We start from the raw sequence: 12,268 nt of genomic DNA, 5'->3' as shown, positions 1-12,268 counted from the left end.
TGAATATAGATATGCCCGCCGCCGGGGCCAGAGGCCACCGGGACGGGCATAACAAATGATTGCGGCGAATCAGCTTGCGTTCGCGGCGCGCTCTTTCTTGTCGAGATGCTTGTGAATCTCTTTCACGGCATCATCGAGAGAGTATTTCCGGACCGCGGCCACTTCGCGGCCCAGACGCTCGCGCGCCTGCTCGAACAGCTGGCGTTCGGAATAGCTCTGCTCCGGTTGATCGTCCGCCCGGAACAGGTCGCGGACGACTTCAGAAACGGAAACGAGATCGCCGGAGTTGATCTTGGCTTCATATTCCTGGGCGCGACGAGACCACATGGTGCGCTTCACGCGCGCCTTGCCTTCGAGCATCTCCATCGCATCATCGATCTGAGCGTCGGTCGACAGGTTACGCATCCCGGCGGCCGCAGCCTTGTTGACCGGCACGCGCAGTTTCATTTTTTCGTGGTCGAAATCGATGACGAACAGTTCGACTTCGAAATCGCCGATTTTCTGATGCTCGAGATCAGAAATGTGGCCGACCCCATGGGCCGGATAGACGATTTGCGTGTTCACCTTGAAGGTCTGATTCTTGTCGCGACGAGCTTCGGCGCGTTTCGCAACGCGCAGGGCAGGCCGCATGGGCGCCGGCGCAATTTTCGGCTTGTCGTCGTCTTCATTCGCAGCGGGCGCAGGCGCAGCCGCTTTTGCAGGAACCAGTTTCGAGGAGGAGGATTTGGTCGACGTTTTCAAGGGTTTCTTCTCGTTCTTCGGTTTTGATTTGGAGGAGGCCGACTTTGTGGCCTTCTTTGCGGCCGGCTTGGCGTCCGTCGCGGATTTGGTCTTGGCGGCTTTCTTGGTAGCCGTACGCGTCGCTGTTGTCTTTTTTGCGGCAGTGCGCGCTTTGGTAGTGCTGCGTGACGCGGAGGATTTGGCCGAAGCAGTCTTGCCGCTTTTCGGGGTCACCGACTCATCAGCCGTCTGCGACGCCGACGTCTTCGAAGAAGTGGCTTTCGTCATGGCCGTTCCTTTCGCTGGCACGCCAGAAAGCCGCGCTTTCTAGCGTGTTCTATGCCTGAAGCCCGTAAGAGGGTTAGTTGCGCAGCTGCACCAAGGGGCAGCCAAAGACCCTTTCTGGATCTAGGGGCCATTCGCCCCAGAAGCCTGAGAACGCTTATTAGCACAAAATTTCAATAAATTCCAGCGGATTTGCGGACCGTTTTTATCGCAAAATGGTAACGCGCGCCGGGGCCACGCCTTACTCGTCGCCCGTCCCTGGCGCCTCGCTGAACAGGGTGTCGAGCTTGTTCTCGACATCCGCATATTTGTCCGCCTCAGGCATGGCCGGCTTGGCCTTGGTGATATTGGGCCAGGCCTCGGCATATTTGGCGTTCAGCTCGGTCCACTTGCCATCTGGGTCTTCCGTGTCGGGCTTGATGGCTTCGACCGGGCATTCTGGTTCGCAGACGCCGCAGTCGATGCACTCATCCGGCTTGATCGCCAGAAAGTTTTCACCCTCGTAGAAACAATCCACGGGGCAGACTTCGACACAGTCGGTATATTTGCACATGATGCATGCGTCGGTAACGACGTAGGTCATGCCAGAAACTCCTGATCCATTCGCGGGCTATATGGCGCGGTCGACCTGATACAACAAGTCTTTCGGCCGATTACCATTTTCGAGACGTCCTCCTGTGCCGCATTGGCGCGCCGACGCAAGCGGTATATTCTCCTGCCCATGTCAGAATCACGTTCCCCGACCCGCAAGCGCCTTCTTTATCGTGCGAGCTATCGTGGCTTCAAGGAAGCCGACCTGCTCATTGGACAGTTCGCGGCAGCCAACCTCGCCACCATGACCGATGAAGAAGAGCAGGAATTCACCCGTCTGCTCGATGTCCCGGACCACGATCTGTATGGCTGGATCATCAGGCGTGATCCGGTGCCCGCCAATTTCGAGGGGCCGGTCATGACGAAACTGCAGGATTTCAATATCGCAGCGATCGTCGCCCCGCGTTAAAGGTTAGCCGGCGCTTTCCTCCGGGCCCGTGTGCCCCTATGACGCGCCCCGCAGTGTTCAAACGTCAGCAAGGAGGTCGCCGTGCCCCGTTTCGCATCCGGTGTCGTGAATTTCCAATCCCAGATCTTTCCTGAAAAGCGCGAATTTTTCGAAAAGCTGGCCGAGGGCCAAAAGCCAGAATGCCTCTTCATCACCTGCTCTGACAGCCGGATTGAGACGGCAATGCTGACGCAGACCGATCCGGGTGAGCTGTTCATTGCGCGCAATGCCGGCAACATCGTCCCGCCGCATACGGAACATACGGGCGGTATGACGGCCAGTATCGAGTTTGCGGTGGCGATTCTGCGTATCCCGCACATTGTCATTTGTGGGCACACGGAATGTGGCGCCATGTCCGGTCTGATGCAGCCGGAAAGTGTCGAGGGCTATACCCATGTTCGCAAATGGCTCGGCTACAGCAAGGCCGCGGTTGAGATTGTCAATGAAGTTGGCCAGGATCTGAGCGACGAAGACAGGATGTTGCTGCTGACGCAACAGAATGTCGTGCTTCAATTGCGCCATCTGAAAACGCACCCCAGTGTCGCGGCGCGTCTGGCGAAAGGCGATCTGACCCTGCACGGTTGGGTCTATGACATCCGCTCTGGCCGCGTAGAAGCTTACGACTCCAACACGAAGGCCTTTGTGCCCGTGCAGGACCGCTATGCTGAAGATGTCGCGGCCCTCAATGCCCAGCATTGCGGTCACGATCACAGCTAAATCCGCCCGCCTTCAGGGGCACGGGCCGACCTTGCCCCTGAAGGCATCGGGCGCTAGCTCATGCCTTTGAAATTTGCGTGGGCTGCCGGGGCAGTCCGCGCCATTTTGCGTTGAAAGACCCCATGGCTCTAGTATCTGCGACTGCGCTGGTTTCATCGAGCGCCGCCTGGACCAGCGACGAAGCGTTGATTGTCTACGGTGCGCCTGAAGGCGCTGATGCGCTGGCCGTGGCAGAAGCGGTGACAGCGCGCAGCGGACTTGTCGTGCATGTGGCGCGGGATGCCAGTCGCGCCGCAGCGATGGCCGCAGCCATTGCCTTTTTTGCGCCGACGGTCCCGGTCATGCGTCTGCCAGCGTGGGATTGTCTGCCATACGACCGCATGTCGCCTTCACCGGAGGTCATTGCCGCGCGAATGGCGGCGCTTTCGACGCTGGTCAGTCACGACGGGAAAATGCCGCTGGTGCTCGTGACCACCGTGAATGCCATGGTTCAGCGTGTGCCGCCCAGGCAACTGATCCGTGGGGGAAGTTTTTCCGCCCGACCTGGCGCGACCGTCGATATGGACCAGCTGACAGGCTACTTGTCTGCCAACGGCTATTCGCGGGCGTCGACTGTGCGCGAGGCGGGTGAGTTCGCGGTCCGCGGCGGGCTGATCGACCTGTTTCCACCCGGCGCTGACGAGCCGGTTAGGCTCGACTTTTTTGGGGACACGCTGGAAACGATCCGCGCTTTCGATCCGGTCACCCAGATGACAACTCATCAGCGCAAGGAGCTCCATCTGGCCGCGGCGTCCGAAGTGCTTCTGAATGAGGAGACGATCTCCCGCTATCGGACAAAATATCTCGCGCGATTTGGCGCGCCCGGCGATGACCCGGTGTATGAAGCGGTGAGTGCGGGCCGCCGCCAAGCGGGCATGGAGCACTGGCTGCCGCTTTTCTACGACAAGCTCGACACGCTGTTTGACTATATGGGCGACGCCCTCATTTTCTACGACCACCTTGGTGATGAAGCGGTTCACGAGCGTTTCAATCAAATCACGGACTATTACGAGGCGAGAGCGGAAGATCATTCGGCAAATGACAATGCCCGCCTGATGGACAGCGTACCTTACCGTCCCCTCGCGCCGGATCAGCTCTATCTGGACGAAGCCGAATGGAAGGGGTCGCTTGAACGCTCGGTCTTACGTCCCCTCTCACCTTTCGGGCCGCCGGAAGGGAAGCGAGCCTTCAATTTCGGCGCAAAGCAGGGCCGAAGCTTTGCGGCCGAACGGGCTGGCAACCAGAATGTCTTCAACGCGGTCGCAGACCATATCGGCGCGAAGCGCAAGGACAAACTGTGCGTTGTCGCCGGCTGGACCGACGGCTCCGCCGATCGTCTTCGCAGCGTCTTGGACGATCATGATGTTTCATCGCTGAAGGTCGTCAGTTCCTGGTCCGATGTTCAGACGATGGACAACGGGATTGTGCCGGTCGTTGCGTTGGGTCTCGAGAATGGTTTTGAGACGGATAATCTCGTCATCATTGCGGAGCAGGACATTCTTGGCGATCGTCTTGTCCGCCGCAACAAGGTGAAACGCGCCGATAATTTTCTCACAGAGGCGGCTTCGCTTTCGGTCGGCGATCTTGTGGTCCACGTTGATCATGGTGTGGCCCGCTATGAGGGGTTGGTGACGTTGGAGGTCGGCGGTGCGCCGCATGACTGCCTGATTCTCATCTACCACAAGGGCGATAAACTTTTCCTCCCGGTAGAGAACATTGAGCTGTTGAGCCGCTTTGGCTCCGATGACATGAACCACCCGCTTGACAAGCTGGGCGGGGCATCGTGGCAATCGCGCAAGGCGAAGATGCGCGAGCGCATTCGCATGATGGCATCGCAATTGATCGAGATTGCGGCAAAGCGTGCGACCCGCCGGGCAGAGGTGCTGACGCCCCCGGCTGGCGCCTATGATGAGTTCTGCGCCCGTTTCCCCTATGCGGAGACGGATGACCAGCTGAACGCTATCGATGATGTCCTCACGGATCTTGGTGCGGGCCGCCCCATGGACCGGCTGATTTGCGGCGATGTCGGGTTCGGGAAGACCGAGGTGGCATTGCGCGCCGCGTTCGTGGCTGCGATGAATGGTCGGCAGGTGGCGCTGATTGCGCCGACCACGCTGCTCGTCCGCCAGCATTTCCGCAACTTTCTCGAGCGCTTTGCCGGCTTCCCGCTCAAGGTCCGTCAGCTGTCGCGCTTTGTCACGGCGAAGGAGGCGAGCGCGACGCGTGCAGGCGTGAAAGACGGTACGGTTGATATTGTCATCGGCACGCACGCCCTTTTGTCAAAGCAGGTTGAGTTCCGCGATCTTGGGCTTCTCATCATCGATGAAGAGCAACATTTCGGTGTGAAGCACAAAGAGCGTCTTAAAGAATATCGCGGCGATACCCATGTCTTGACGCTGACCGCAACGCCTATTCCGCGTACGTTGCAATTGTCGATGACAGGTATTCGGGATCTGTCCCTCATTGCGACGCCGCCGGTTGACCGACTGGCCGTCCGCACCACCATCGGGCCGTTCGATGCCGTGGTCGCCCGGGAGACATTGCTCCGCGAGCATTATCGCGGGGGGCAGAGTTTTTACGTCGTGCCGCGGGTATCCGATCTGGAAGGCGTCGCTGAATTCCTGACCAATCAGGTACCGGAGGTGAAATTCCGCGTGGCTAATGGCCAGATGGCGGCGGGTGAACTCGAAGACATCATGAACGCCTTCTACGACGGCAAGTTCGATGTCCTGCTGGCCACGACAATCATTGAGAGCGGTATCGATGTACCGACGGCCAATACGCTGATTGTTCACCGTGCGGATATGTTCGGGCTTGCTCAACTCTACCAGATTCGGGGCCGAGTTGGACGGGCCAAACAGCGGGCCTACGCCTATCTGACGACCAGCCCGCGCAAGAAGATGACGGATGGCGCGGCGCGGCGTCTGAAAGTGCTTCAGTCCCTCGACACGCTCGGTGCTGGTTTCACGCTCGCCAGCCACGACATGGACATTCGCGGGGCAGGCAATCTGTTGGGCGAAGAGCAGTCCGGCACGGTCAAGGAAGTGGGCGTTGAGCTCTATCAGCACATGCTGGAAGAGGCCGTCGCGTCCATGAAAGATGGCGGTGAAGCCGAGGAGACATGGTCACCGCAGATCAATATCGGTACGGCGGTCCTCATCCCTGACAGCTATGTCGCTGACCTTGATGTGCGGATGTCGCTCTATCGCCGCCTTTCCGATCTGACCGAGGGGCAGGACATCGAAGCCTTTGCCGCCGAGTTGATCGACCGGTTCGGTCCGTTGCTGGAGGAAGTCGATCATCTTCTGCAGATCGTCGGCATCAAGGCGCTGTGTCGGCGCGCCTGTGTCGCCAAGATCGATGCGGGGCCGAAAGGCGCCGTCATCACATTCCGTGAAAACATGTTCCCGAACCCAGGCGGCCTGGTGGGGTATATTGCGGGATCGCCGCTCGACCTCAAACTGCGGCCCGATCAGAAACTGGTGTTCAAACAGACATGGCCGAATGAAGAACATCGCCTGAAGGGCTGTCGCCGTATTCTGAAAATCCTCGCCGATGTAGCCGAGGGCGACCCCAGCTGATCAGCTGTTGAGACCGAGCGCGCGGGTGATGAGGAACAGGCAGGAGCCGATGATCCACAGGCTGGCCATCAGCTTGAGCCGCCGGGCCCCCAGACTTTGGGCGATGCGGCGGCCAAGATAGCCGCCGATCACCACGCCTGGCGCAGCGACCGCGATAATCTCCCAGACGATCTCATTATTCAGTATGCTGAGCGGGACACCCGCAATGACCGTGATCGCTGAGATGACAACGGCGGTGGCCACACTCGTGTTGAGAGAAAAGCCGCGAATAAAGAGGTAGAGCGCGACAAACTCACCCACGCCAACCGAGAAGAGCGCGGTGGCGAGGCCACCGGCTGCCCCCATGATCGCCAGAGCGATCCAGTCAATCTTTGACAGGTGCTGTCGCGGCGGTGTGCCTTTCTCAGTCCGGAACACCGACAGAAGAAGAAGCGACCCCAGCACAATCGAGAATGATTTGAACAGGAGCAGGAGCTGCTGAGCATCGATCCGCGATGCGGCTTGAGTGAGCCACAGAACAGGCAGGCAACAGGCAACGACAAGGCCAATGATCCGGAAAAAATCCTGTTCCCTGACGCCAATGGACGATGGTCCGTCCTTGTAGAGACGGTTTATCCAGGTCAACGAGCCGATGGTCATGCCAAAACTCTGGATCACGAAGCTGATGGCCACGATCTGCGCGGTGGTGAGGGAGAGACCCGCCGCTTCCTGAACGATGGAGAAAGCGGGTATGAAAACAACACCGCCCCCTGTGCCTGTGGAATTGGCGATGCTGGCGCCAAAGACACCGATCAGCATGAAGTAGCTGATCCTCAGCGCCTCCAAGGGATTTACAGGTCCCAGCCACCAGACCAGCACGTAGCTGATCATAAGCAGGCTGAGCACGCCGATGGTCAGCGGGCGTAGCCACCGGGGCGATGTCATGGGCGCTTGCATCGGAGGGATGGATCGTCAGGCAAGAACAAGAGGTGCGGTGGCCGCCGGCAGTTCACGCAAGGCGGCACTAATAACCGACTGGGCCGACGAGGCGTCGGACGCCATGACAAGACTTGTCCGCGCATTGAATGTCGCGGCCGCCGTGCGGGAGCCGAATTTCAGATCTGTGATCATCCGGCTCAACGCCTGCATGGTTTTCAACGCCTCTGCTTTTGATGCGTTGGGCAGAGTTACCAGAAAGAGGTCTGGCGCGGGACGCGTCACAAGGTCCGTCGAGCGAAGGGCCAGAGAAACGTATACGGCAACTTCCGACCGCGCGGTGGCATGGTTCTCACCATCCGCGGGATCAATGCGCAGCGCGCCGACGGCGAAGGGGCATCCATCACCGCGGCCTGCGGCTGACAGCCGTTCGGCCAGGCAGGCCTCAAAAAATCGGGGCGAGGCGAGGCGCGCGGGCTCCGCGCCGTCTGTCAGGCTGGACTGTTGCAGCAGGGTGTTCCAACCCTCAGAGGCCGCACGGGTCCGGCGGATTCTTCCGGCAATTTCGACAGCCAGTGTCAGCTCTTTCGGCCGGATCACGGCATCGGCGCCACAGCTGGCCCAATAGGACATATGCCGCATGTCGGCGCGCGGCTCGATGACGATGATGGGGATGCTGTTCAGCCGTGAGTGTCGCCGGAGCAGACGGATCAGCGATGATTGTGGACGTCTGTTTCTGGCGGCCAGAATAAACAGGGCATCTGCCTGATCATGCTCCAGCACCTGAAGCGTCTGCGACCCGTGAATGACCAGCTCGGTACGTGTCCGGACAGAAAGATCACCGAAGACAGGCAGCAGTTGTACCGACGGTTCAGCAAATAGAAGCGCGCGGTCCACGCCCTCCCGCATATCCCCCGTCGTCTGCACGCCCATGCCAAGACCGGCCATGGCGCGCAGTCGCAGCGCGGCCTCGGATGCCCGGTCCACATCACTGACAGAACGGCGGATGGCGGTGGTCAGCACGCGCGCCGAGGCGACGGCGGGAATGACGGTCTCCGTACTGGCGAGTGTTTGCAGCTCTGCCATCGTGAATTGCTCGTGGCCCGCGAGAAACAGGACAGGCCGGGCGCCGGCGAGACGACGAGCCGATGACACGAGACTGGGCACGCGGGCTTGGCCCACCTGACCTGGCCTCAGATCCACAAGCAGCACATCGAAAAGACCGTCCGGCGTAACGATGTCTATGCCGTGTTCGGACAACAGCCCATGGCAGGCGTCGAAGACGGCTGGCGACGACATGAACGCGGCAGACACGCGCCGGCGCGGGTTTTCAGGATATCTCATACAGTTCAGCCATCCGCCGATTCGGAGAGAACCGCCGCTGTTTTTGGTTGTTTTTGGACGGTGGCGAGACAGACATCCTGCTCTCCGACGGTGACGAATAGGCCGGCGAGCGCGCGCTCTTCATAACAGGGCAGGGCCGCGAGAAACTCCTGCGGATAGCCAAGCGGGCCGGTTTCCCGGAACAGCAGGGCCGTTCGCTTGCCCACATAGCGCCAGTGCCAGGGCTCGTAAGTGTCTTCCCCGCTCAGATACTCATTGCCGTCGGGGAAGGTCAGAATGAATCCGTGCTGCCAGGCGTGGGCTTCGAAACACTGATAGGCGCGATCAGTGCTGCGCATGAACCGGCCGTTCACATCAATATCGGCTGCAAGGCCGGACTGGTGCTCTGACGTACCGGGTACTGCAACCTGACCCTTATGGTCCTTGGTCTCGTAAATCTGCTTCTGTGTGGAATAAGCGCGGTACCCGGAGCGAAGCGACAGTTTCTCCTGGGGCGACTGGCACTGGTTGAACAGGGCGACGAGCATTTGCGGCATCGACCCTGTATCGTCCTCTTCGGCCTTGCGGATCATCATCTCCTCAAGTCCGGGATTCTTGCTGACCGGGATGCCTTCCTTCGCAGCGAACACAAGATCATCCGGCGCGTAACGGGCTGACAGCGGGAAATCGACCGATACCGGCCGGTTGATGTCTGACTTGCGATTGCGCTCACGGTTCGGGGCGTACCGCCGGGCGCCAAAGGAATCCCGGAACATGCTCCGCATATGGACGTTCAGGGCTTCAGCCTCGGTATTGCGTCCCTGCCGCTGATAAACGTCAGCGAGCAGACGTATATAAAGGCTAAGCTCGGGATTGTTTGATCCCTTGACCCGCTCCTGCGCGTGGAAGGCCTCGAGATAGATGGTCTCAGCGTCGGTCAGGCGTCCGATCCGCTCATAGATCGGCGCGAGCAGAAGGGCGGTGTGGGCCGTGTCCGCATGGTCCGGCCCCAGAATATCGCGCCGCGTGTGATAGGCCGCGGCCAGCAGGCCAGCGGCGGCATAATCACCATCATCAATGCGCGCATAATAGCCGCCAAGATTGGTCAGCTGATCAGCAGCATAGAGACGGTCCGATTCAGAGCCGCGAATAATATCAGCGCCGCCAATGGCGGGCATAGCATCAACGAAATCGCCGACAGCCGCGTTCACGTAAGAGATGTATTTGGCCGTCTGGCTGTCTGGATCTTCTGGATCGACAAGGGCCGCATCATCGCCTGCGGCATCGACAAATTCAGAGAAAATCAGGGCGGCGGGCACGGCTTGGCCGGTCCGCAGATTCAGCAGGGCCACCCGGTGTTTCAGTTCCATCCGCTCGGGCTCGGTCATCGACGCCCCCAGCGGACTGCCCAAAACGGTCCAGAAGAGCTCGATCGCCCGTTCCGGGTCGCCACTTTCGAAATGAGCGTTGGCTACGGCCAGTTTCATCACGTCCAGCGATTCGGCGTCGAGCCCATCTTCAGTGAATAGCGCGAGAGCTTGATCGCCATGGCCGACGGCACGCCCCTCCGCGCCGCTGCCCGACAGCGCCTCGAACCGACTCCAGGCGCTTTTCGCGTCGAGAGTTGTCATGCCCCAGAATGCGACGCCATAGGCGGCACCGGCGATACCCAACAGAGCCGCCAATGTTACAGGTGTGCGCACCATGCCCCCAAGATCGTTTTAGATTGCGACAATCGTCTGTTTCGCCTGATTGCTCCGACGGAACCCACCGGGAGTGAGCCTAACGCCTTCAATGGCAAAGAGCAATTCGGATGCCGCGCAGGCCAGAAACGAAATTATGTTTCAATTTCAGTGGTCCTTTCCAACCACAGCGGGGGCCAAATCTGAATTGTTAAAGAAAAGTTGCTGTGATACCGTCACTCCGTGATCGACTTAGGGAGCGTCCAATGGCCTATGGTGAGCGTAAAGGCATGCAGAAGTCGCCAGGGGAGTATTCGCCTCTGGACATGATGGGAATGGGTCTGGCTGCTGCTGTCGGTATTGCGGCTGCGACGTTCTTTGATCTGACTCAATCTGACGAAGCCTCGACACTTTTCGTTTTCAACAAGTGGTTGGCGCGTCTGACAGAAATGCTCGGTCTGGGCAATATTCCGCTCTACGGTGTCGTGCTGATTCTCATGGGGATTGGGGCTCTGTCGATTCTATACTTCCAGCCCGTGACAATCCGTGGGGCATTTGCTCAGGGTTTCGGTGTCCTCGCAGCGGTCACCACGCTTGCGCCTTCTGATCTTGGCGGGGCCTTGCCTAGTCCGGATACCGAAGCGGCAAGCCTTGAACCGCTGCCTGCGGGGGACAATAGCTGGTTCGAGGAGGAGGGCATCTCATCAAGAGGCCTGGTGCCGCCTGTCTATCGCGTGCCGGTCTCCAGCGTCACGGCAGTGCAGCGTGATGAGCAGGGCTATAGCATTCGCATGAAGATCATCTTCCCCGATGGCCTCGATCGCCAGCCTTCCGAACTGATCGATTCGGGGGACCTGCGCGGCAAGCTCCACAACGAAGAATCCAAGCAGACTTACAATCTCTTCCGCAATTCGGGCGCGGACGTGATGTATCGTGACGGGACGATGTATCTCTCGTCCCGCATTCCCGGTGACATCCCACGGGCAAGTCTCGTGGCCCGGGTTGAGGCTGAAGGGTACCGCATTGTCGAAAGCCGCTTTGACGCGTCACTCGGCGTCAATCCGGTCTGGACCATTCGCATGGCACCAAGCTCTCAGCCCCTGTTGTTACAGCGTCTGCGTCGGCCGTACTGGTTCTGATCTGACGGTAAGAGACAGGGGAGAGGAAAGCGTCCCGGCCGGGAGAGGCGGGGCGCTTTTTTGTCGCTAATCGGTTTGACAGCGGGGCCTTCCCACTATAGGTCCGCTGGCTTCATGACGGGAGGCGTGGTCCCGCCGTTGCAATCGCATGTCGGATCGGCCGGCATGCCGGGCCACACCAGAATAAGATGAGACTATGAGCAAGCGTATCAGCGCCAAGTACAAGATTGACCGCCGCGTTGGCGAGAACATCTGGGGCCGTCCAAAATCACCTCTGAACCGCCGCGACTACAAGCCTGGCATGCATGGCCAGCGCCGGGCGGGCAAGCTGTCGGACTTCGGTCAACAGCTGATGGCGAAACAGAAGCTGAAGGGCTATTACGGCAACATCACCGAGAAACAGTTCCGCAAGATCTACGAAGAAGCGGCACGCCGGAAGGGCAACACCGCCGAGATCATGATCGGCCTGCTCGAATCCCGTCTCGACGCCATTGTGTATCGCGCCAAGTTCGTGCCGACCGTGTTCGCTGCACGTCAGTTCGTGAACCACGGCCACGTGCTCGTGAACGGCGTCCGGACAAACATTCCGTCCTGCCGCCTGCGTCCAGGCGATGTGGTCGAAGTTCGTGAGAAATCAAAGAACATGGCACTCGTGCTGGAAGCCCTTCAGTTGGCTGAGCGCGACATCCCTGACTATGTCGACGTTGATCCAAAGAAAATGACGGCAACCTATGTGCGGATGCCAGAATTTGCCGATGTCCCTTATGCGGGCACGATGGAACCCAACCTCGTCGTCGAATTCTACGCGTCGTAAGGCGCCTCGCGTTG

At 59.5% G+C, this 12,268-nt stretch carries 11 protein-coding genes; 6 read left to right on the top strand and 5 right to left on the bottom strand.

What is annotated here, in order from left to right:
* Window positions 1–69: 69 nt before the first annotated feature.
* Entirely contained in the window at window positions 70–741 is a 672-nt protein-coding gene (locus RUI03_RS08820) for a CarD family transcriptional regulator (RefSeq protein WP_317287089.1), read from the bottom strand.
* Here RUI03_RS08820 and RUI03_RS08815 point away from each other — a divergent pair.
* Window positions 725–1,051 (top strand): hypothetical protein, encoded by a 327-nt coding sequence (locus RUI03_RS08815; protein WP_317287088.1) that lies wholly within the window; start codon window positions 725–727, stop codon window positions 1,049–1,051. The two genes, RUI03_RS08820 and RUI03_RS08815, sit on opposite strands and share 17 nt — an antisense overlap.
* Before the next feature lie 195 nt (window positions 1,052–1,246).
* On the opposite strand, the gene fdxA is transcribed toward RUI03_RS08815, so the two are convergent.
* Window positions 1,247–1,588: a ferredoxin FdxA gene (fdxA, locus tag RUI03_RS08810; protein WP_317287087.1), complete on the bottom strand. Its 342-nt coding sequence runs from the start codon at window positions 1,586–1,588 to the stop codon at window positions 1,247–1,249.
* Window positions 1,589–1,726: 138 nt separating this feature from the next.
* Here fdxA and RUI03_RS08805 point away from each other — a divergent pair, with 138 nt between their 5' ends.
* From RUI03_RS08805 to mfd, 3 genes are all read left to right on the top strand, one after another.
* Window positions 1,727–2,005 carry a succinate dehydrogenase assembly factor 2 gene (locus RUI03_RS08805; RefSeq protein ID WP_317287086.1) on the top strand — a complete coding sequence of 93 codons (279 nt, stop codon included), beginning with the start codon at window positions 1,727–1,729 and terminating at the stop codon, window positions 2,003–2,005.
* 81 nt (window positions 2,006–2,086) lie between these two features.
* Window positions 2,087–2,761, top strand: a complete 675-nt coding sequence (locus tag RUI03_RS08800) for a carbonic anhydrase (RefSeq protein WP_317287085.1) — start codon at window positions 2,087–2,089, stop codon at window positions 2,759–2,761.
* 122 nt (window positions 2,762–2,883) lie between these two features.
* Window positions 2,884–6,381 (top strand): transcription-repair coupling factor, encoded by a 3,498-nt coding sequence (gene mfd / locus RUI03_RS08795; RefSeq protein WP_317287084.1) that lies wholly within the window; start codon window positions 2,884–2,886, stop codon window positions 6,379–6,381.
* On the opposite strand, the gene RUI03_RS08790 is transcribed toward mfd, so the two are convergent.
* From RUI03_RS08790 to RUI03_RS08780, 3 genes are read right to left on the bottom strand one after another with little or no spacing between them, the layout of a single operon-like run.
* The gene (locus RUI03_RS08790; RefSeq protein WP_317287083.1) at window positions 6,382–7,305 is read right to left on the bottom strand and encodes a sulfite exporter TauE/SafE family protein; all 924 of its coding nucleotides are present in this window, start codon (window positions 7,303–7,305) and stop codon (window positions 6,382–6,384) included.
* A 27-nt stretch (window positions 7,306–7,332) separates the two neighbouring features.
* Window positions 7,333–8,640, bottom strand: a complete 1,308-nt coding sequence (locus RUI03_RS08785) for a hypothetical protein (protein ID WP_317287082.1) — start codon at window positions 8,638–8,640, stop codon at window positions 7,333–7,335.
* A 5-nt stretch (window positions 8,641–8,645) separates the two neighbouring features.
* Window positions 8,646–10,325, bottom strand: coding sequence for a D-alanyl-D-alanine carboxypeptidase family protein (locus tag RUI03_RS08780; protein ID WP_317287081.1), 1,680 nt, complete (start codon window positions 10,323–10,325; stop codon window positions 8,646–8,648).
* 266 nt (window positions 10,326–10,591) lie between these two features.
* Between RUI03_RS08780 and RUI03_RS08775 the strand changes: the two genes are divergently transcribed.
* Window positions 10,592–11,440: a hypothetical protein gene (locus RUI03_RS08775; protein ID WP_317287080.1), complete on the top strand. Its 849-nt coding sequence runs from the start codon at window positions 10,592–10,594 to the stop codon at window positions 11,438–11,440.
* A 196-nt stretch (window positions 11,441–11,636) separates the two neighbouring features.
* Window positions 11,637–12,254, top strand: coding sequence for a 30S ribosomal protein S4 (rpsD, locus tag RUI03_RS08770; protein ID WP_317287079.1), 618 nt, complete (start codon window positions 11,637–11,639; stop codon window positions 12,252–12,254).
* The last annotated feature ends 14 nt before the right edge of the window (window positions 12,255–12,268 follow it).

The organism is Parvularcula sp. LCG005 (assembly GCF_032930845.1).
Lineage (GTDB): Bacteria > Pseudomonadota > Alphaproteobacteria > Caulobacterales > Parvularculaceae > Parvularcula.
This window is presented reverse-complemented; position numbering and strand designations above follow the sequence as displayed.